This is a genomic window from Paraburkholderia flagellata, assembly GCF_021390645.1.
GTDB classification, from domain to species: domain Bacteria; phylum Pseudomonadota; class Gammaproteobacteria; order Burkholderiales; family Burkholderiaceae; genus Paraburkholderia; species Paraburkholderia flagellata.
In genome coordinates this window covers 526,394-547,706 of record NZ_JAJEJT010000005.1, presented here as the reverse complement: position 1 = coordinate 547,706, position 21,313 = coordinate 526,394, and the positions used below count along the sequence as shown (strand labels likewise).

Genomic DNA, 21,313 nt, shown 5'->3' with positions numbered 1-21,313 from the left:
TCGCCAAAACGGCAAGCGAAAAGTCCGACTTCCAATAGTTAGCGCGGCCTTCAAATTGGGCGGCCGCACTTTAAAGCTGAACGCACCAAGGTATCTGGAGGAGACATGATTGAAGAACGTGACATCTACGTAACGATGCGCGACGGCACTCGTCTGGCCGTCGACGTTTATCGACCTGACGGGAGCGAAAAGTATCCGGTGCTTTATGCTTCGGCATTGCACAACAAGGACCTTCAGGGTCCGGATATCGCTGATGTGCTGCCTCCGCAACCAGCGCATGCTCCGCTGTGGTTCGGGCCCGTTGAAGCCGGTGACAGCCGCCGCTTCGTGGCGAACGGTTATGTGCACGTCATTGCGCAGCCGCGGGGTTCAGCCAAGTCGGAAGGTCACTATGGCGAGGAGGACAGCGACCACTATGACATGATCGAGTGGATCACCCAGCAGCCGTGGTCTAACGGCAAGGTGGGGATGGTGGGCATCTCAGGTTTCGCGGGTGAGCAATGGCGCGCGGCCGCGCAAGGCCATCCGGCGCTCAAGGCGATTTTCCCGTATGACGCATGCAGCGCTTACGGTGGCATGTTCGGCTTTCGGGACTTCAATCCTGGCGGCGTCGTCCATACGTTCCCGTACCTGCTCGACGTTTTCAGCACGGTACATGAGTCGCGCGGCGTGCCGGGTCCGCTCCCCGACGAGCAGGAGGTGCTCTGGCGCGAGGCCATGCGCAATCCCGACTACAAAATGTACATCAACCTCTACAACATTCTGACGCAGAAGGGTCAGCGTACGTGGGTGATGTATCACATCATGACGAACCCCTGGGAGCAGGACGGGGCTGTCGAGCGAGCCGAAGAAGTCTTCAAGAAGATCAACGTACCGTTCTATACGGGCTCCGGTGCCTACGCCTACACGTACAAACTGCATTGGCTCGGCGCGCAACACTACTTCCAGAACGTCAAGCAGCCGCGCAAACTCCTTTTCACGGGACCCGCGCATCTGGAGCGTCCTTTCCACCAGTATCACGACGAGGTGATTCGTTGGTACGACTACTGGCTCAAGGGTGTCGATACCGGCATCATGGACGAGCCGCCGGTCCGTTACTGGACCATGGGTGCAAACGAGTGGCGTACGGGCACTGACTGGCCGCTGCCAGAGACGCAGTGGACCCGGTACTACCTCGGCGGCTGGGAGCGGCTGTCCGAAGAGGCCCCGCGACCGGCAGCCGAGGTCGGCAATGCGCTGCGCGAGCCGGACGTCTTTACGCAAATGCCGCTCAAGAAAACAAACAAGGTCGAGCGTTTGCGCTACATGACTGATCCACTGCCCCAGGATGTCCTGGTGGCGGGCCCGATCTCGCTCACGCTCTACGCCGAAATCGACCAGCCGGACACCAACTGGATCGTTGTACTCAAGGATGTGGGGCCTGACGTATCGGTTGTGACTGCGCGTGTCGGCGAACGGAGCGTTCCCGATACGCTGCCCGAACGCGAGCTGACTCGTGGCTGGCTGAAGGCTTCCTACCGCGCGTTGGACTCTGACCGCTCGCGGCCCGGCGAGCCGTTCCACAAGCTGACCAAGGATTCGATCGAGCCAGTGACGCCGGGCGAAGTCGTTAAGTACGAGATTCAGATTCTTGCGACTGCGAACCAGTTCAAGGCCGGCCATCGCATCTGCATCGAGATCTGCAGTCTCGACGTGCCGACGGGAACGGGCGCGATGACCGATGTCGAGTACATCCCGTATCACGTTTGCAGCAGCGATACGGTCACGCACAAGATCTATCGCGACGCAGAACGTCCTTCGCATTTGCTGCTTCCGATCATTCCGCTGACTGGGGCGTCGTCCTGAGGCGCGGATCCTTGACGGGCGCTGCGGGCGCCCGGTGAATTTGACCGACAACATGAGGTTAGCAAATGAAAAGCATTCGTTTTGAGCGCGAAGGGAAAGTCGGAAATATCGTGTTGGCGAATCCCCCGTACAACCGGCTCGACCAGCGCTTTGCCCAATGCCTGCGGGAGGCCGTTCACGAAGCTAGCGAAGCTGATATCCGGGTGCTCGTCGTTCGCGCCGAGGGGCCGCATTTCAGTCTTGGCGGCGAGGTTCGCGAGTGGCCGGGCAAGGACCTGAACTGGTTCCGCACGTTCGTCGCGGAGGTCAACACGTCATATCGCGCGATCGAGGCGCTGCGGGTGCCGACGGTGGCGGTAGTGCAAGGTCTGGCGTTTGGCGGTGGCCTCGAACTCGCGTTGGCTTGCGACTTTGTCGTGGCGGCGAGCGATGCCGTCTTCCGCTGCGTCGAGGTGACGACGGCAATGTTGCCGATCGCGGGCGCGCTGCAGCGGTTGGCCGAACGCGTGGGGCGCAGCCGTGCGTCACGCTTCGCCATGCTGGGCGAGCCGATTCCGGGCGGCCTCGCCGGCGAACTCGGTATCGCTACGCACGTAGCCGAGCCGGGTGAACTCGAAAAGGTCGCGACGGAACTCGTGAGGAAGCTCGCAGACGGCCCGACACTTTCGTACGCTGCGACGCGCACGCTGCTCAAGACGTGGTCGAGCGGCGGTGTGACCGGTGCCGACGCCGCGATGCTCGATATCACGATGCCGCTTTACCTCACGGAAGACGCCAGGCGCGGCTTTGCCAACACGGCCGAAGCGTTCGACCGCGACGAAGAGCCTGGCGATCTGGTGTTTTACGGCAAATAGCAGGCCGTCATGCCCGAGCCTGCGGCCCGCATACGCAGTATCGCGGCGCTGCGGACCGCAATGCCAGGCGGCGGATACGACAGGAAAATCATCCTGGTTCTGACGTATTTGATCAGGAATCCATAGCAGTAGTGGAGAGTGGCTTCATGCAAACTTTACCCGGTTCCTCTGCGCTGATCGCACCCGCCGACGGCGTTGCATACGTGCGCGGTGCGACGGATACTCCATTGAGCGAAGCGACGATCGGCCAGTTCCTGAGAGATACGGCGCTACGCTTTCCCGACCGCCCAGCCGTCGTGTTCCGTGAACAGGGTGTGCGCTGGACATGGAGGGACTTCGACCAACAGGTCGATCGGCTTGCCGCAGGCCTCTTTTCCCTGGGGCTGGGAAAGGGCGACCGTGTGGGAATCTGGTCGCCCAATCGATTCGAGTGGCTGCTCACGCAGTTCGCCACGGCGCGCATCGGCGCGGTGCTGGTCAACATCAACCCGGCTTACCGCGTGTCGGAGCTCGAGTATGCCTTGCGCAAGGTGGGCTGCAAGGCGCTCGTGACGGCCGAGCAGTACAAGAAGTCGGACTACACGTCCATGCTGCTCGAAATCGCCCCGGAGCTGGCGACGCAGCGAGCTGGCGAGCTCAATTGCGCGCGCCTGCCGGAGCTCCGTACTGTCATATCCGTCGGCGATCCGGACATAGAAGGCGTGCTGCCGTTCTCCGCCGTCATGCTGAAGGGTGAGGCGGCGCTTCGTGCCGAAGGGCCGACGACGATGGTGCTATCCGCCCATGATCCCTTCAACATCCAGTTCACGAGCGGTACGACGGGCAACCCGAAGGGTGCCACCCTGACGCATCGAAACATCGTCAACAACGCGCGTTTCGTGGCGATGTCGATGAATCTTTCCGAACTCGATTCATTGTGCATTCCCGTCCCGCTCTACCACTGCTTCGGGATGGTGCTCGGCGTGCTGGTCTGCGTGTCGGTCGGTGCGCAGATGGTGTTCCCCGGCGAAGGATTCGATGCAGGCGCGACCCTCGCGTCGATCGCGGAAGAACGCTGCACAGCGCTTCACGGCGTCCCGACGATGTTTATCGCGGAACTCGAACATCCTGAATTTTCGACGTTCGATCTGAGCAGCCTTCGCACCGGCATCATGGCAGGTTCGCCGTGCCCGATCGAGACCATGAATCAAGTCGTCGCGAAAATGCACATGCAGGAGGTCACCATTGCGTATGGCATGACCGAGACGAGCCCGATTTCGTTCCAGAGTGCAACGACAGACCCGCTCGACAAGCGCACGACGACCGTCGGACGGATTCAACCTCATCTCGAAGTGAAGATCGTCGATACCTTTGGCAATACGGTTCCCGTTGGCACAACCGGAGAGCTCTGCACGAAGGGCTACTCCGTGATGCTGGGGTATTGGGACGACACGGAGAAGACGCGCGAAAGCGTCGTCGATGGGTGGATGCATACGGGCGACCTCGCAACGATCGACGCCGACGGCTACTGCAACATCGTCGGCCGGCTCAAGGACATGGTGATTCGCGGTGGCGAGAACATCTATCCGCGCGAGGTAGAGGAGTATCTGTTCCGGCACCCGAAAATTCAGAATGTCCAGGTGTTCGGTGTGCCCGACGAGAAGAACGGCGAGGAACTGTGCGCGTGGATTGTAATCCGGCAAGGCGAGTACCTCACAGAGGATCATATCCGTGACTTTTGCCGGGGACAAATCGCTCACTACAAAGTGCCAAAGTATATTCGCTTCGTCGACGAAATGCCGCTCACCGTCACGGGGAAGGTTCAAAAATTTGTGATGCGTGAGGAGATGATTCGATCGATGAATTTGACCGAAAAAAAGTCAGCATGAACGGTGCTTGACATCCGGGTTGACTAGCAGAACAGGTCATTCTCGCTCTCTGCCCAATTAGGTATCCACATTAAATTGGAGAGTCAGTGGATGACAAAAATTGATATCAGGAGATATTGACATGGCAGAATTCACTACAGACGTGCTCATCGTCGGAACAGGCCCTGCGGGCTCCGCCTGTGCCGCGTTGCTCTCGACTTATGGCGTCGAAAACATGGTCGTCAACATGTACCGCTGGCTGGCCAACACGCCGCGGGCGCATATCACGAACCAGCGAACGATGGAGGTCCTGCGCGATCTCGGACAGGAAGTGGAGCAGGAGGCTTACCTGCACGCGACCAACGAGGATCTCATGGGCGGAACGGTCTTCTGCGAAAGCCTGACGGGCGAGGAGATTGGCCGGGCGCCGAGTTGGGGTTTGCATCCCACGTCGCGTGGCGAGCGCCGCCTGGCGAGTCCCACAAAAATGAATGATCTGCCACAGACGTTCATGGAACCGCTGCTCTTCAAGACCGCTTGCTCACGTGGCACCGAGGCGCGGATGAGCACGGAATACGTGAGTCACACACAGACGGATGACGGTGTAATCACGGTTTGTCGTGACCGCTTGAGCGGAGAGGAGTTTACGGTCAAGTCGAAGTATCTGGTCGGCGCCGATGGTGGGAACTCCAGGGTCGCAATGAACGCTGGGCTACCTTTCGAAGGAAAGATGGGTGTGCGCGGCTCAATGAACATCTGGTTCCGCGCTGACCTTTCCGAGCTTGTCTCGCATCGCCCCGCGGTACTCTATCCGATCATGCAACCGGGCGCGGAAGTCGGCGGCATCGGCATGGGCCTGATCCGGATGGTGCGGCCGTGGAATGAATGGCTGATCGTCTGGGGTTATGACATCAACGAGCCGGCTCCGGTGATCGACGAAGCCAAGGCCACCGAAATCGCGCGCCAACTGGTCGGCAAGCCGGATCTCGAGATCAAATTGCTGGGCGCCAACACGTGGACGGTCAACAATATGTACGCCACGCGCATGCAGGACGGACGCGTGTTCTGCATGGGAGACGCCACTCACCGGCACCCGCCGTCGGGGGGGCTGGGCTCCAATACCTCTATTCAGGACGCGTTCAATCTCGCCTGGAAACTCGCTGCGGTAATCAAGGGGGAAGCGGGCGAAGCACTGCTCGATAGTTACACGCTGGAGCGCGCACCAGTCGCGAAGCAGATCGTCACGCGTGCCAATCAGTCGATTGCCGAATTCGCGCCGCTCTATCAGGCGCTTGGGATCGCCGAAACGACGGATGCCAAGGTTATGCAGGACAACATGCACGCGCGGAGCCAATCGACTGCGGCGGCGGAAAAGCAGCGGGAAGAAATCCGCGAAGCGCTGGCGTTCAAGAGGTACGAACTGGACGCGCATGGGGTCGAGATGAACCAACGCTATCGCTCTGGTGCGATCGTGACGGATGGCCAGGCTGAACCGGCCTTCGAGCGCGATCCCGAACTGTACTACCAATCAACGACATGGCCGGGCGCTCGCTTGCCGCACGCCTGGGTGTTCGACAAACGCGGACGGCAACATTCGACGCTTGACCTTGCCGGGCATGGACGATTCACCGTATTCACCGGACTCGGAGGCGAAGCGTGGGTCGAAGCTGCCCGCCATGTTGGCGAGGAACTCGGCATCGAGATCAATGTACGCGTCATCGGCCCGCGGCAGGCCTATGCGGACCATGCCGGCGAATGGGGCGGCGTGAAAGAGATCAGCGACACCGGCTGCCTGTTGGTTCGCCCCGATCATCATGTGGCCTGGCGCAGCTTCGAAGCTGTAGCCGATCCCGTTGCTGAACTTCGCCGCGCGTTGCGGAGTGCGCTCGCAAAGTAAGCCTTGTTGGCCGCGTCTTGCTCCGTGCCGCTCTGGACGGGCTCAGGGCAAGACGCTCGCAATATTCGGTTCGCAGAGTGAAAGAGTTCATGACGCAACGTAACTTGACGGCTGCAAAATCCGACGAGGCGCGTCGTCCTGCGAAGTCGAGGCGCGCCGAGCAACAGCGCGCACACGATACGCGCTTGGCAATTCTAGATGCAGCCCTTGCGGAATTCGCATCCAAACGCTTCGATGCCGCAAGCATTCGAAGCATTGCAGACCGGATCGGTTTGCAGCATCCACTAATTACGTACCATTTTCGATCGAAAGAGATTTTGTGGCGGGCTGTCGCCGAATATGTATTCGAGCGCGTGCGCCATGAGCAAGAAATAAATCTTTCGCAGTCAGATTCGACCAATGCGGTAGAGCGCGTAAAATTGGCCTATCGCGCACTATTCCGATTCACTGTGGAGTACCCAGAGTTTCATCGGTTCATGCTTCAAGAAGGGCTCGGTTACAGTCCCAGGCTGCAATGGATCGCAGACTCGATTCTCAAACCGGTGATTGACTGGCTGTTGCCGCAGATTCGTGCCGCTCAAGATGAGCATGCTTTGCCCCAGGTTGAGCCGATTATTTTTCACTATATGTTAGTCAGCTTGACGTCGACGCTATCCGCTTTTGGGCCTGAAATATCGGTGACCAGCCATCTTTCTCCGTCCGACCCAGCGTTGGCCGAAGCATGCTGGCGTACGGTCGAGCAGCTCGTTTTTGACGCACCACCGGCACCAATGGCACCGGAGCGCGCGTGAAAATGAACCGGGTTCACGGCTTGGGCGCGCTTCCTTCGAATGCGCGCTGCAACAACGCACGAATCGCGTCGCGTTCCAGCGGCCGGGGATTCCAGTATGCGTTGCTGCAGGCGAGGTCGGCGGCCTGGTCTAGCTGGTCTTCGCGCATGCCGAGGTCCCTCAATGCGATGGGCGCGCCGTTTGCACGTGCGAGCTCGAAGAGACCTTGCGCGGCACTCTCGTGTCCCAGTGCTCGCGCAACGCGCTTCATTGCCTCCGGAGCTGCCTCGGCGTTGTAGGCCAGCGCATGCGGCAGCACGATGGTATGCGTTGGGGCGTGCGGCAGATCGAAGCTGCCGCCAAGCGTATGGCAAAGCTTGTGATGCAACGCCATACCAACGCTTCCGAGTACGGCGCCGCATAGCCAGGATCCGTACAAGGCATCGGCGCGTGCGGAGATGTCGTTCGGATTGGCAACGATGTGGGGCAAGCTGCGCGCGAGCGCAGCGATGCCTTCTTCCGCCATCAGGCTCGTAAGCGGATTGGCGTCGCGCGAATACAAACCTTCTGCCGCGTGCGCAATGGCATTGATGCCGCTTGTTACCGACATACCAACGGGAAGGGTGAGCGTCAGGTCCGGATCGTAGATGACCGTCTTCGGCAGGACGCGAAGATCCGTTCCGGTCCGCTTCAAGCCCGCGTCCGTGAGCCCGTATATCGGTGTCATTTCGCTGCCCGCGTACGTGGTGGGGACAGCGAGAATGGGCAGACTCGACTCGAGTGCGATCGCTTTGGCAAGACCAATGGCCGATCCGCCTCCGGCGGCGACGATGCAGTCGGCGCCCAACGAAGTGGCGACCGTTCGCGCTTCTACCGCGAGTTCGAGCGGGACGTGCATGGCGGCACGATCGAATACCCCCGCGGAGCGGTTGCCCAACGTCTCGGCGACCGATGCGCCGAGCGCACGCTGCTCTGGACTGCAGAGAATCAACGCGCGCTGCGCGCCGAGCGCCAGCAATTCACGTTCAAGATGGACGAGTGATCCGCTACCGAATACGACTCGCGTGGCGCGGCCGTTATAGAGGAAGTCAGAGGGGGGCATGGTGAGCCTCAAGGACGGAGGGAACTCGCGCCGAGCGGGGCCGCTGAGGGCCCGGCTCAAGGTCGGCGTTCCTGGGCGCGACGCGTTTTCCGGGGCGCAGGATCATGAAGTATGGCCGGCAGGATTGAGGACGAAGTCATAGTTGAGCGTGTAGAACGGCGTATCCATGTGCGTGCCGTCGGGCGCGACACCGGGCGGGTGCTCGATCCAGTCAGCCACGAGGGTCGAGCGCACGCCGAAGACCGCGTCCGAGTCGAGGTACTTGTCTCCGTTACGGAAAATATGTGTGATCAGAGGCTCGTATCCGGACGCGTTGATCCAGAAGTGCAGGTGTGCCGGGCGCCAGGGGTGTCGTCCGAGCGCTTCGAGCATCTTGCCTACCGGGCCGTCATGCGGAATTGGATACGCTTCCGCGAGAATCGAACGGAAGTGAAAGCGGCCGTCAGGAAGCGTGTGCAAGCGACCGCGGCCTTGATGCTTCGCGTTGCTTTGCTGCTGGGCAGCATACTGCACGTCGTAGTAGCCATCTTCGTCCGACTGCCAGACTTCGAGCGCCGCTTTGGCTACCGGTTCTCCGTGAAGACCGCGGACGTGGCCCGTGACAAAACACGGCAGTCCTGCCGCTCCGTTGGAGATGTCGTCGCCATTCTGGTACTCAGGTGCCCCTTCGACAAAAAAAGGCCCGAGCACCGTGGCTTCTGTGCACTCGGAAGGCTTACGGTTGTTCTGAGTCGTAGTCAGCATCGACAGGCCGAGCGTGTCCGACAAAAGAATGAACTCCTGGCGCTTTTCGTCCGTGATGTGGCCAACGTCGGTCAGGAAGTTGATCGCGTACAGCCACTCGCTCTCGGTCAGCGCCACTTCGCGGGCGAATGAGTGCAAATGCTGGACGAGGCTCGTCATGACCGTGCGCAGCCGCTCGTTGTTGCACCCCGACATCGCAGCAATCACTGCCTGCGTGATGCTGTCCTCGTTAATGTTGCGCATTGCGTGTCTCCAGGCTTTTATTGGCTGGGTCCGCTCCGAAGAGCGATCATGTGCGCACTCTAGCGACGTTCCAGGAGAAAAAATATGCGCTATATTGAAAACATATTTCCACTCAGCGGAAGAATCGTCGCATGGATCGCTACACGCAAATGGAGTTCTTTGCGCTGACCGCCGAACTCGGCAGTCTGTCCAAAGCGGCAGAACGTCTGGGCATGTCAAATGCAGCGGCGAGCCGGATGCTCAGTGCGCTCGAGGACCGTCTAGGAACACGGTTGGTCGAACGGACCACCCGCCGGCTGTGGCTCACCGATGCGGGACGCGAGTATCAACAGCGTTGCGCATCGATTCTCGCGGACATCGCGGAAGCGGATAACGCAGTCAGTGATATGGCATGGCGGCCAAGAGGAGTACTGCGTGTAACCAGTTCGGTGTCTTTCGCAGTGTTGCATATCGCGCCGTGGCTGCCGGAATTCAGGCAACGCTATCCGGAGCTGGCTGTACAGATTACGGCGGCGAACCGTTACCCGAATTTCATCGAGGCGGGCATCGATTGCGCGATCCGCACGCGCGAACATGAAGGAGATTCAGGCATTACCGTTCGGAGGCTGGCGCACACGCGCCGTGTGCTGGCCGCGTCGCCCGCGTATCTTGCCAAACATGGCGTGCCGGAAACACCTGAAGATATTGCAAATCAGAACGTGCTTGTTTACAGCTATGCGGCCAATCCCTATTTGCTCGAATTCAAGCGAGGTCGGGAGCGGCGCAATATTCCAATCAACGCGGTGCTGGAGTCGAATGAAGGGCAGGTGATCTGCGCCGCGGGTAGGGCCGGACTGGGGATCGTGGTTCAGCCGCTCTACATCGTGCACGACGATATCGTCGCGGGGCGGTTGGTGCCGTTGTTGGGCGACTGGGACCTGCCACCGCTGACAATTAACCTCGCCTATCAGAGCCGACGGAACCAGCCTGCGAAGATTCGGGTTTTTGCGGATGCGTTGACCGAGCATGTCAGGAGTCTCGATCTGGAGAATCGCTGGAACGCGGTGCCCAAAACCGCCGTTTCCGCGCGAATCGCGCGTAAGCCCCAGGTTCGCTGATTCCGTACACCTTAGGCAAGCGACCGTGTCGCCGTGCGGGGCCCGGCCTGAGCCACGCGAGCGACCTGGCACCTGTCTGACGCCACACATTCTTCCACCGGGCGGAAATCAATTTTTCCGGGAGCGCATTTTTCTCCACGCGGGACGGTTCTATCGTTAACTTCAAAGTTTGACGATCGGAAAGTATAGTGGTATGAAGTGTGAGGTTGAACCCAATTCGCGAGACAACGTAATGATCAGGCACATCGTAATGTGGCGTGTTGCGGGTCAATCCGCGAGCGAGCGCCGCGAAACGGCTACGCGCGTCAAAACGGCGTTCGAGAGTCTTAGAGGTTTGATCCCAGGATTGTTGGGCCTGGATGTGGGGCTTGACGTCAGCGAGGTTGACTACGCGTGCGATGCTGTCCTGGTCGCCGATTTCGAATCGCGCGCTGCGCTCGACGCGTATGCGAACCACCCGGAACATCTTCGCGTTCGGGCGGCGTTATCCGGTATGAGACAGACACGTCATCAAGTTGATTACTACGCCGGTTAAGTGCGCATGTTGACCTGGAGCGGCGATGCGAAGTCGATGAAGAAAGGCATTCGCCCCGCAATCTGAAATTTGCAGAAACCATGGTGATCTAATGAGAACGACACACAGAGTGGCAGTGTGGGCGATAGCGGCATTGCTTTCGACGGCTGCTGTTGCCCAGGGAACAGCGTCCTCTGCAGCTGCGGGAAGCGGGGCCGCGGGGCCTGGCGAGGCGTCTCAGCCCACACTTTCGAAGAAAGCCGAGCGTGCCGCGAACCGGCAATTTGCAAAGAAAATCCACCAGGCGCTGAACAAGACCAAGGGCCTTGGAGGGACAGATATTGCGGTCTTCGCAAATTCGCAAACGGGCGATGTGATTCTGGGCGGCTTTGTCGATAACCAGGCCCAGGAGCAGATTGCAACGGAAGCCGCCGGTAAGGTTACGGGCGTCAAGTCAGTGACCAACAAGATGACTCTGCGGCCTCAGCTCTGATCTGAAGAAAGCTTGATGCCACACTGCACTGGAATAATAAGGATATCGAAGTGATAAATACTCCGACTTACAGGTACTATGCGGGCGGTGCCTGGCATCAAGCTCAGGGCGGCCGCACCTTTGAAGTCTTCGAGCCCTTCAGTCGCAAGCCGTTCGCGCAAGTCGCGGCGGGTGGCCGGGCAGAGGCACGAGTAGCCGTTGAAGCCGCCGCGCGCGCTTTCCCTGCGTGGTCGAGCACGCCCCCGGCTGAGCGCGCGCGTCTGTTCCTGAAGGCCGCAGAAATCATCAAGCGCCGTCGTAGCGAGATTGCCGACATACTCGCCCGCGAAACCGGCAGTACGATTTCCTTCGCGAACTTCCAGCAAGACCTCGTAGCGGCGACGCTCGAACAGGCCGCAGGCTGGATGTACTTGCCAACGGGCGAGGTGCTGGCAACCAACCAGCCGGGAGTACACTCCGTCGCTGTGCGTCGCGCGCTCGGTGTCGTGGCGAGTTTCACGCCATGGAATGGCGCCAGCATTCTGTCCTGGCGGGCGGTCATCTCGCCGATCGGCGCTGGCAATACCGTGGTGGTCAAGCCATCCGAACTCGCGCCGGTGTCAGCTGGCCTGATACTCGCGGATATCGCGCACGAGGCGGGCTTCCCCGATGGGGTGATCAACGTGGTGTCACACGCACCCGGCGCCGCGAGCGAGATCGCTGATGAGTTTTTTGAACACCCCGACGTACGGGTCATCAATCTGATTGGCGGCGTGAAGACGGCCCGGTTGCTGGCCGAACGGGCGGGCCGTACGCTCAAACGTACGGTCCTCGAACTCGGCGGCTACAACCCGATGATCGTGCTCGACGACGTCGACGTCGACTATGCGGTTCGCACGGCGACCTTTGGCAGTTTTTTCCATCAGGGGCAGATTTGCCTGAATACTCGCCATATCATCATCCAACGCAAAATATACGAGGAGTTCATGACTCGCTTCGTAGAGCGGACACGAACCCTGACTCGCGGAGACCCACAGGATCCGAAGACCATCATCGGACCGCTGGTTACGCGGGCGGCCGTCCAGCTTGTCCACGAGCGTGTCAAGGAAGCGGTGGCCAGGGGCGCCAGGGTGCGCACTGGCGGGCGTTACGAGGGGCAGGTCTACGAACCGACGATCCTTTCCGACGTGCCGGCCGACGCCCTGGTTGCGCAGGAGGAGACCTTCGGGCCAGTCGTCGTGGTGGAAGCCGTGGACACACCCGAGGAGGCTATCGCCGCCGCCAACCGTACCCACTACGGCCTGAGCTCCTCAATTCTGTCCGGTGACACCTACCGTGCATTTGAACTCGCCCCCAAGATTCAGTGCGGGATCGTGAACGTCAACACGGCGACGGTCAACGACGAGATCCACGCGCCGATGGGCGGTGTGCGTGACAGTGGCTGGGGACGCACAGGGCCGGATAGCCTGGCCGATTTCAGCGATGTCATCTGGATCAATTCGCGCAGCGGTCAGACGCCGTATCCGTTTTAGGGCCCCGCCGAGTCACCGGATTCATGGTTCCGAAGGGCGTTGGTGTTGTTTCGCATACCGTATGATATTTTGATCGGAGGATTGCGGTTCGTCGAACTACCTTGCATGTTCGTTGCTCCTGGAGCAATGCTGCTTAGGCGAGTCAGGGCTTACCCGTAAGGCATGCCTCGATGTATTATATGCTTCACGATCGTAAAGTAACGGCATCCTGCCGTTACATCAACTCAGGAGATAACGATCATGAAGTTTCTTGCCGCAGCTGCTGTCATTGCCAGTGTTGTCGCCGTTCCGGTCCAATCGTTTGCCCAGTCCGATCAGCAAATTCAGCGCACACAACTCAAAACGGAGCTTGCACAGCTCGAAGAAGCAAGCCACGACCTCAACGACCAGCTTCACTACCCGGCGAACATTCAGGCAGCGCAAGCCAAGGTCGCGGCGCAAAACGCCGCTGTGCAAGCGTCGGCAACGGGCTATGGCGGTGTTGTCAGCGGAACCACGGGTGCGGGTACAACGCGTCATCCGGAGTAGTGATTGGCCGCCCGTGCAGATCTGGCGTTCTTGTCTGGTTGGCCTGTGAAAAGCTGTATTAGTGTGGCGGTGCCAGGAGTGGCCGCCGAGGCATGCTAACCAGGGGCAAACAATGCCCGCAAACGATGTGAGTTCGTAATGTGCACTCTGGACAACCTTTTCGCCAACAACCGTGCGTGGGCAAGCCAGCACGTCGCTGAGGATCCCGAATTCTTCACGCGTCTCGCGGCGCAGCAATCGCCGCGTTACCTGTGGATCGGATGCTCCGATAGCCGCGTGCCCGCCAACGAAATTCTCGGGCTCGCGCCAGGCGAGGTGTTCGTGCACCGGAATATCGCCAACGTGGTCGTGCATTCGGACCTGAACTGCCTCTCGGTGCTGCAGTATGCAGTCGAGACGCTGAAGGTCGAGCACGTCATGGTTGTTGGCCATTACGGCTGCGGCGGCGTGCAGGCGGTCGTCGAGCACCGTTCGACAGGGCTGGCCGACAACTGGCTGCGCCATATCGAGGATATTGCGAACAAGCACGAGTCACAGCTAGGCGCGTGTGACGACAAGGATCGAGCCCGCCGGCTGGTCGAACTCAACATTGTCGAGCAGGTCGCCAATGTCTGCCGCACTACGATTCTGCGGCGCGCATGGTATCGCGGCCAGCGCATCGAGGTCCACGGCCTCGTCTATGATCTTGCTGACGGGTTGCTGCGGCGGGTCGGCGTGAGCGTCAGCGGCGGGCAGGCGTGGGACGAGCGATATCGCGAATCGCTGCAGACGCTAAGCTGAAACATATACAACGAGGAATCAGGGAGCGAGGCATGCAGGCTCTCGAAACGCAGGTCAACCCGAGATTGGCCGATTTTCGCGCCAATGCCGATGCGATGCGACGCAACCGTGAAGGGCGGAACCTGCTCCCGATTCAAGGCGTATCGGTACGCGCCTGGCAATGAAGTGAGCGACGGCGCCGGGCTGGTGGATTTCGAAGGAGTTGAGTGATGGAACAGGTACGCATCGTAGAGGTCGGCCCGCGTGACGGTCTGCAAAACGAAAAGCAGAACGTTGCGACTGCAATCAAACTGGAGCTCATTGAGCGTCTCGCTGCGGCGGGGCTGCGCGATATCGAGGTTACATCGTTCGTGTCGCCGAAGTGGGTCCCGCAGATGGCGGACCAGGTCGACGTGATGCGCGGGCTACGACGCCGGCGGGACGTGAACTATCCGGTGCTGACGCCGAATCTGAAGGGATTCGAAGCCGCAGTGGCCGAAGGGGCGAGCGAGGTGGCGGTATTCGCGGCCGCCTCGGAAGGGTTCTCGCAGAAGAACATCAACTGCTCGATTGATGAATCAATCGACCGTTTCGTTCCAGTGCTCGACGCCGCGAAGCATCAGGGCGTCAAGGTGCGCGGCTACGTATCGTGCGTCGTGGCCTGTCCATACGACGGCGCGATCGCCCCGAAGCAGGTCGCGCATGTCGCCTCGCGCCTTCACGATCTCGGCTGTTACGAGGTGTCGCTCGGCGATACGATCGGCGTCGGCACGCCGGCCTCGGTGCTGCGGATGCTCGACGCGGTCGCAGAGAGGGTGCCAGCCGACCGTCTGGCCGGGCATTACCACGACACCTACGGGATGGCGGCGGCCAACGTGCATGCGTCGTACGAGTTCGGACTGCGCGTCTTCGACAGCTCGGTCGCCGGGCTGGGCGGCTGCCCCTACGCGAAAGGCGCGACTGGCAATGTCGCGACCGAGGACATCGTGTATCTGTTGCACGGGCTAGGGGCAAGCACCGGCATCGATCTGGATGCACTCGTCGATTGCGGGGCATGGATCTCGGCGCAACTTGGCCGGGACAACGGGTCGCGCGTGGGGCGCGCGATGCTGGCCAAACGATCGTGAGTCTCTTCCCTGGAGTTGCCGTATGAACACTATCGCCACTGTTGCGTTGTCGGCTCTGAGGAAACCTGTCGTGGAGCCAGACGCGCGCTGGCGCGTCGAAGACGTCGACGCACTGTTTGCCCTGCCGATGATGGATCTGTTGCATCGTGCGCAGCAGGCGCACCGCGAGAATTTCGATTCCAACGAGATCCAGTTGTCGACGCTGCTCTCGATCAAGACTGGCGGTTGCGCGGAGGACTGCGGCTATTGCCCGCAATCGGCGCATTTCGACACTGGCGTGAAAGCCGGCAAGCTGATGCCGGTGGCGGAAGTGGTCGAGGCCGCGCGGGCTGCGAAAGGCGAGGGGGCGACGCGCTTCTGCATGGGCGCCGCGTGGCGCAGCCCGAAGGAGCGCGACATGGTGCTGGTGACCGAGATGGTCCGGCAAGTGAAGGCGCTGGGGCTCGAAACCTGCATGACGCTCGGGATGCTGGGCGCGGACCAGGCCGAGGCGTTGAAAGACGCCGGCCTCGACTACTACAACCACAATCTCGATACGGCGCCGGATTTCTACGGCAGCGTAGTCAGCACCCGGACCTACCAGGATCGTCTCGATACACTGGCCCACGTGCGCGACGCCGGCATCCACGTATGCAGCGGTGGCATCGTCGGCATGGGCGAAACGCGCTTGCACCGGGCGGGCCTGATCGCACAGCTCGCGAACCTCGACCCGCAACCGGAATCGGTGCCGATCAACAATCTGGTGCAGGTCGACGGGACGCCAATGGCCGGCACTGCGCCGCTGGACCCATTCGAATTCGTGCGGACTATCGCGGTCGCGCGCATCACGATGCCGCGCGCAATGGTACGGCTCTCGGCGGGACGCGAGCAGATGGACGACGCTTTACAGGCGCTGTGCTTTCTGGCGGGAGCAAACTCGATTTTTTATGGCGACAAGCTGCTAACTACGGCTAATCCGCAAGCCGCGCGAGATCGCGCGTTGCTCCAACGATTGGACCTGCGGGTCCGTGGCGAACGTGCGGCATGAACCTCTTGAGTCCTGGCGCTAGGCATCCATTTCCTTCGCCATCTCGTCAAGCAATTCTCTCGCTTGTCGCATGTCGACCGTGTCTGCACCTTCAGTGAAGACATCGTATGCCAGGCTCAGCATCCTGCCGGCTTCGCCTGGCTTGCCCTGCATTCGCCACAGGCGCGCCAGGCTCATCGTCGCGCGTAACTGCAGCGAAGTCGCGCGTTGGTCGGCTGCGATCGCGATTGCCTTTTGAAAGCAGGCTTCCGCCCGTTGCTGGTCGATAGAATCGAGTGTCCGGCCCCCCGGATGCTCAAGGAGCAGTTCGCCCCGGAGCCGATGCAGTTCCGCCTCGTGAAAATGCTCCCCGGTCTTTTCGACCAGCGTTAACGCGTCGGCGAGCACGTCGAGTCCGTCAGCGGCTCGTCCGATGCGCGCGCAGGCTGCGGCTTTCAGAGCCAGAAAATAGGAGTGCGACAGCTCGGCACCCGTAGCAAGGTATGCCGTGAGTCCTTGAGTCATCTCTCCGATGCCATCATTCACGTTGCCCTGCTCGATCAGCGACGAACCGCGGAGGATCGCTCCCCAGGCCAGGTAGTACGGAAACCCCTGTTCGGTCGAGAGCATGATGGCTGCGTCGGCAAAGTCCTGCGCCGAGCGTGGTTCCTGCATGAGCAGGCGCAGCATCGACGCGGCGACAAGCGCGAACGCCAGGCCGAACGGGTGAGCGATCTTTTGGGCTAGAGACACGGCCTCCCCGCTTCGTTCACTGGCCAGATCAGGAAAGCCCAGATACCACTGGGTCCAGGAGCCGATGCTCAACGTGCGCACACCCGGATCCATGCCATAGATAAATGCATGAGCGCTATGCCGTTCGGGCACGTACTGCGCACGCAGCACTTCCTGGTGCTCACGCGCGGTGAGGAAGTCGCCTTGAAAGAACAGGCTCGATCCCAGCGCGCTATGCGCCTCGACCAGCAGATCCGGATCCTGCGCACTACAGGCGACCCGCAGCAGCCGTTCACCGAGCTCGCGCGAAGTCACGTAATTCGCGCGCAAGGAATAGTAGGTCCGCAGGCCGAATTGCGCTGGAAAGAGCTGCGAGCTATCGCCAAGCTGTTCGCACAGCGCCAGCGCGCGCGTATACGTTGCTTCGACTTCCGGCGCAGCGTAACCCCGCGCCGCCATCAGCGCGGGGCCGAGCGAGAGCCGCAGTGCCAGTTCCTGACGCGCGCGCTCCTGTGTGTCGGGCAGGCGCTCGAGCAGCGCAAGCGCCGTCTGGAAGTGGCGCATCGCATCGAGACTGGCCGTGCGCTCCATGGCCTGCTGGCCCGCGCGGTGCAGGTACTCCACGGCCTTCTGTGAATTGCTGCTCAGACTGTAGTGATGCGCCAGCTCGCTGCAATGCTCGTTGAGCCGGCCAGCGTAGAGGGCTTCGATGGCCCGCGCCGTGCGCTCGTGCAGCAGACTGCGCTGCTCGGAGAGCAGGGAGCTTGCGGCGACCTCCTGGGTCAGCGCATGTTTGAACGTGAACTCAACTTCCGGGAAGGCCGGTCGCTCATAGATGAACTCAGCGGTCGCGAGGCGCGAGAGCAAGCTGCGCAACTCATCTTCCGTTTGCTCGACGACCTGTCGGATCAAACTCCAGGGGAATTCCTTGCCGACGATCGCCAGATGTTGCAGCAATGTCTTCTCCGCGACGGGCAGCCGATCCATCCGGGCGGCCAGCACACCGTGCACCGTAGTCGGGATGTGCAGCTCGGCAGGGGTTTTCGTAATCCGGTAGTGGCCGGATTCGCCGAGCAGCGCACCTTCTTCGACCAGCGTTTGGACCACCTCTTCCATGAAAAAGGGGTTGCCTTCCGTCTTTTCGAGAATGCGCTCCTTCAGCAGCGTGAGGCCGGGATCGTCGCCCAGCAGCCCGCTGAGCAGGTCTTGCGCTTCGGCTGGCCCGAGTGCATCGAGCCTCATCTGGCAGTAGTTGTCCTTGTCGAGCCACGCCGGGCGGTAATCGGGGCGAAAGTTCAGAAGCAGGATGATCCGGACGCTCGCCACGTGCTCGATGAGAAACGCAAGGAATGCTTCGGTCTCGCTGTCCAGCCATTGCAGATCCTCGAACAGCAACTGCACCGGCTGGTTCAGGCTCTCACGCTCGATTAGCCGCTTGATCGCATCGAACGTCCGGTCTCGCCTGATTCGGACGTCCATCGTCGCGACCGTCGAATCCGCCTCGCCGACGCCGAGCAGATACAGGATGTAGGGCAGCAGGTCTTCGAGGCTGCGCTCGAGCGTCAAAACGCGTCCCGTGACCTTTTCGCGGCACCGTCGTTCGTCGTCCTGCGCGGTGATCTGGAAGTAATTGCGCAGGAGTTCGATGAGCGGCAAATAGGGAAACGCCTTGCCGTGGGAAACCGAGAACGTCTCGAGAATCAGGCAGCCGCGCTGCGAGCGCTCCTTGAACTCATGGAACAGACGCGACTTTCCGACGCCGGCTTCACCCACCACGCCGACGATTTGCCCATGTCCCGCCATCGTTTGGCTCAGTGCGGCGTGCAAGCGCTCCAGTTCAGCCGCCCGGCCCACGAAACGGGCCAGACCGCGATGCGCCGCCAATTGCAGGCGTGTGCGCAGCGCGCCCAGGCCAATCAGCTCGAAGACTTCCAGCGGTTCCTGAATGCCTTTGATCTGGGTGGCGCCCAACGCCTTGAACTCGAAGTACCCCACATTCAACCTGTATGTCGATTCGCTGACGAGCACCGAGGAGAGCGCGGCGATCGTCTGCATGCGCGAGGCGATATGGATGGTGTGCCCGACCGGATCGTAATCCGTGCGCAGGTCGTCCTTGCGGATCGAGCGCACCACGACCTCGCCGGTGTGGACACCCACGCGAATCTGCAGCGCAATACCCTCCTGCAAACGGACACGGTCAGCATGCCTGCGCATCGCTTCCTGCATGCGCAGGGCCGCAAACAGTGCCCGTTGAGGATGATCCTCGTGTGCAATGGGAGCGCCGAAAAGCGCCAGAATGCCGTCGCCGAGCGACTTCGCCACGAACCCCTCGTAATGATGGACAGCCTCCATCATCAAGGCGATGACTGGTTCGATCAGACGATGGGCATCTTCCGGATCCCGTTCATGGATCAGCGCGGTCGAACCGGCCATGTCGGCAAAGAGGGCGGTGATCGTCTTGCGTTCGACCGCCGTTCCTTGCTGGGCTTCGATCGCAGCCTGCTCGGCGAGAATGCGCTCGGCAAGATGCGCTGGCGTATATTGAATCGGTGCTGCGGGCGATGCCTGAAGCGCACCACCAGCGGGCGCGCCACATGCATTGCAAAAGCGCGCGGTCGCGCTCAGCTCACCGCCGCATCGCGTACAGATTCGTGCCAGCCTTGTTCCGCACTGTTCGCAGAAATTGGCTCCGGCGGTGTTTTCGAAACCGCAATCCGCGCAGCGCATATCGCCTCTCGACTTCGACGGCCCTGTGACCGATTAAACGCCGAATCTGCCGGCGTATCAAGGCGGATCGCCACCCTGGAGACGTGTGCGGCGCGTGGTGCCCCAGGTGTTCGCCTCGGCAGGAAGAGGGCGTTTGCGCTGCACAAGTGACGGATTCGAGAGCCGCACGGATGGCCGATCTTGCGAAGCGGGCCGGCATCGTTCTACTGGCGACAATGTAGCGTTGCGAATCGGCCAGTAGGCGCTCGGCCGATGTGGCGCTAGCATGCCCCTCAATCAAACGATCAATTGAGATTCCGGTATGACGCCGGATTCGCTATTGCCCGTTATTCGGGAGAACGAAGAGGGATGCGCCTACGCTTTCCCACCTTTTTTCACAATCCACTATTTCACGACTTTCGGAGGGTGTTCATGGATCGTTACAAGTTTCTCCCGCTGCTGGGCCGTATTCTGATTGGTGCACCATTCCTCATGAGCGGGTTGAGCAAGATGGGTGCGTACGGCGCCACCGTCGCCCATATCGCAGCGGTCGGCCTTCCGGTTCCGCCGCTTGCGTTCATCGTCTCGGTGCTGATCGAGGCGGGCGGCGGTCTGCTGCTGATGTCGGGCTACCGCGCCCGCGCAGTGGCACCGGCGATGGCCGTGTTTTGTGTGGTCACCGCACTCTTCTTCCATCGCAACTTCGCAGACCAGAACCAGATGATCCACTTTCTGAAGAACGTGATGATGGCGGGCGGTCTGCTGCAGATCGCTTACTTTGGTGCCGGCGCGTTCAGCCTGGACGCCCTTGCCGGGCGGGTGAGCACGCGTGCAGCTTCGCCGAGCGCGAGCTGAGCGGACGAATTGTCCACGACGACCACCGCGCTTTCAGGAAGCCGCGGTGACGCCGAACGAGATTGTCAGCGGCGTTGCGTATGGCGCGACGACGCTTGCCGGCAGTCGGGGCCCGCGCGTCAATTGATCAGTACAACGACTCTATAAAAGATCGTCGAGCGCGCCTGCGTTCTCGTACAGCTTGAGCAGCATCGCACGAAGTGACTGCACATCGCTGGCAGCGAAATCGCGTAACAGTACCGCCTCATGTTGCTTGGCGAGGGGAACGATGCTCTGGGCAAGTTCCTCCCCCTTTCTCGTCAGCGCAATTCTGATCGACCGCCCATCGGTCGAACTCCTGTCGCGCTTAACCAGATCCTGGATCTCAAGACGGTCAAGAATCCTGGAAAGCGCTGAGGTATCTGTCGTCGCATGTAAGGACAGTTCAGTCAGGGACTGGTGCGGCACGTACAGCAGCGAGGCACAGACTCGCCACTCACTCAGATTCAGGCCAAACGGCTTCAGCGCCCTGGCGAACGCGTTTCCCATCCTGCCTCCGGCACGGGTGAGCAGGAACGGGATCGCCAATTCCAATTCTTGCGGACTCTTGGGCTTCTTCATGGTGGCTACTGGCCTGAGGGTTTACGTGGGCACGATTCTTTGAAAAATCAATTATACTCGGCTCCATAGTTATTTGAAAAATC

General features: G+C 60.7%; 19 protein-coding genes. 15 read left to right on the top strand and 4 right to left on the bottom strand.

From position 1 onward, the window contains the following. The first annotated feature begins 105 nt into the window (after window positions 1-105). The 5 genes from L0U83_RS38980 (at window position 106) to L0U83_RS38960 (ending at window position 7,234) form a co-directional block, all read left to right on the top strand. A complete protein-coding gene (locus L0U83_RS38980; protein WP_233889910.1) occupies window positions 106-1,845 on the top strand; it encodes a CocE/NonD family hydrolase in 1,740 nt (579 codons plus the stop codon). Window positions 1,846-1,910: 65 nt separating this feature from the next. Continuing rightward, window positions 1,911-2,699, top strand: coding sequence for an enoyl-CoA hydratase/isomerase family protein (locus L0U83_RS38975; protein WP_267939817.1), 789 nt, complete (start codon window positions 1,911-1,913; stop codon window positions 2,697-2,699). Window positions 2,700-2,845: 146 nt separating this feature from the next. Beyond that, a complete protein-coding gene (locus tag L0U83_RS38970) occupies window positions 2,846-4,567 on the top strand; it encodes an AMP-binding protein (RefSeq protein ID WP_233890020.1) in 1,722 nt (573 codons plus the stop codon). A 121-nt stretch (window positions 4,568-4,688) separates the two neighbouring features. After that, window positions 4,689-6,443 carry an FAD-dependent oxidoreductase gene (locus L0U83_RS38965; RefSeq protein WP_233889908.1) on the top strand — a complete coding sequence of 585 codons (1,755 nt, stop codon included), beginning with the start codon at window positions 4,689-4,691 and terminating at the stop codon, window positions 6,441-6,443. Between the two features lie 89 nt (window positions 6,444-6,532). Next, window positions 6,533-7,234: a TetR/AcrR family transcriptional regulator gene (locus tag L0U83_RS38960; protein WP_233889907.1), complete on the top strand. Its 702-nt coding sequence runs from the start codon at window positions 6,533-6,535 to the stop codon at window positions 7,232-7,234. 13 nt (window positions 7,235-7,247) lie between these two features. Here L0U83_RS38960 and L0U83_RS38955 read toward each other — a convergent pair whose 3' ends face one another. Together L0U83_RS38955 and L0U83_RS38950 are read right to left on the bottom strand one after the other, a co-directional pair. After that, on the bottom strand, window positions 7,248-8,315 hold the full coding sequence (locus L0U83_RS38955) for a maleylacetate reductase (RefSeq protein ID WP_233889906.1): 1,068 nt from the start codon (window positions 8,313-8,315) through the stop codon (window positions 7,248-7,250). A 102-nt stretch (window positions 8,316-8,417) separates the two neighbouring features. After that, window positions 8,418-9,302, bottom strand: a complete 885-nt coding sequence (locus L0U83_RS38950) for an intradiol ring-cleavage dioxygenase (RefSeq protein ID WP_233889905.1) — start codon at window positions 9,300-9,302, stop codon at window positions 8,418-8,420. A 131-nt stretch (window positions 9,303-9,433) separates the two neighbouring features. Between L0U83_RS38950 and L0U83_RS38945 the strand changes: the two genes are divergently transcribed. From L0U83_RS38945 to bioB, 9 genes are all read left to right on the top strand, one after another. Further along, on the top strand, window positions 9,434-10,399 hold the full coding sequence (locus L0U83_RS38945; RefSeq protein ID WP_233889904.1) for a LysR family transcriptional regulator: 966 nt from the start codon (window positions 9,434-9,436) through the stop codon (window positions 10,397-10,399). A 232-nt stretch (window positions 10,400-10,631) separates the two neighbouring features. Continuing rightward, window positions 10,632-10,934: a Dabb family protein gene (locus tag L0U83_RS38940; protein WP_233889903.1), complete on the top strand. Its 303-nt coding sequence runs from the start codon at window positions 10,632-10,634 to the stop codon at window positions 10,932-10,934. Window positions 10,935-11,025: 91 nt separating this feature from the next. Beyond that, window positions 11,026-11,406 (top strand): BON domain-containing protein, encoded by a 381-nt coding sequence (locus L0U83_RS38935; protein WP_233889902.1) that lies wholly within the window; start codon window positions 11,026-11,028, stop codon window positions 11,404-11,406. Window positions 11,407-11,456: 50 nt separating this feature from the next. Further along, on the top strand, window positions 11,457-12,917 hold the full coding sequence (locus L0U83_RS38930) for an aldehyde dehydrogenase family protein (protein WP_233889901.1): 1,461 nt from the start codon (window positions 11,457-11,459) through the stop codon (window positions 12,915-12,917). Between the two features lie 240 nt (window positions 12,918-13,157). Further along, the gene (locus tag L0U83_RS38925) at window positions 13,158-13,445 is read left to right on the top strand and encodes a DUF4148 domain-containing protein (protein ID WP_233889900.1); all 288 of its coding nucleotides are present in this window, start codon (window positions 13,158-13,160) and stop codon (window positions 13,443-13,445) included. A gap of 138 nt (window positions 13,446-13,583) precedes the next feature. After that, window positions 13,584-14,225, top strand: coding sequence for a carbonate dehydratase (gene can, locus L0U83_RS38920; RefSeq protein WP_233889899.1), 642 nt, complete (start codon window positions 13,584-13,586; stop codon window positions 14,223-14,225). 32 nt (window positions 14,226-14,257) lie between these two features. Beyond that, window positions 14,258-14,389, top strand: coding sequence for a hypothetical protein (locus L0U83_RS40665; RefSeq protein WP_267939814.1), 132 nt, complete (start codon window positions 14,258-14,260; stop codon window positions 14,387-14,389). Window positions 14,390-14,434: 45 nt separating this feature from the next. Next, entirely contained in the window at window positions 14,435-15,331 is an 897-nt protein-coding gene (locus L0U83_RS38915) for a hydroxymethylglutaryl-CoA lyase (protein ID WP_233889898.1), read from the top strand. A 22-nt stretch (window positions 15,332-15,353) separates the two neighbouring features. Next, on the top strand, window positions 15,354-16,358 hold the full coding sequence (gene bioB / locus L0U83_RS38910; protein ID WP_233890019.1) for a biotin synthase BioB: 1,005 nt from the start codon (window positions 15,354-15,356) through the stop codon (window positions 16,356-16,358). A gap of 18 nt (window positions 16,359-16,376) precedes the next feature. On the opposite strand, the gene L0U83_RS38905 is transcribed toward bioB, so the two are convergent. After that, entirely contained in the window at window positions 16,377-19,796 is a 3,420-nt protein-coding gene (locus L0U83_RS38905; protein WP_233889897.1) for an ATP-binding protein, read from the bottom strand. A 411-nt stretch (window positions 19,797-20,207) separates the two neighbouring features. Here L0U83_RS38905 and L0U83_RS38900 point away from each other — a divergent pair, with 411 nt between their 5' ends. After that, window positions 20,208-20,630 carry a DoxX family protein gene (locus L0U83_RS38900; protein ID WP_233889896.1) on the top strand — a complete coding sequence of 141 codons (423 nt, stop codon included), beginning with the start codon at window positions 20,208-20,210 and terminating at the stop codon, window positions 20,628-20,630. A gap of 141 nt (window positions 20,631-20,771) precedes the next feature. On the opposite strand, the gene L0U83_RS38895 is transcribed toward L0U83_RS38900, so the two are convergent. Next, window positions 20,772-21,230: a MarR family winged helix-turn-helix transcriptional regulator gene (locus L0U83_RS38895; protein ID WP_233889895.1), complete on the bottom strand. Its 459-nt coding sequence runs from the start codon at window positions 21,228-21,230 to the stop codon at window positions 20,772-20,774. Window positions 21,231-21,313: the final 83 nt, after the last annotated feature.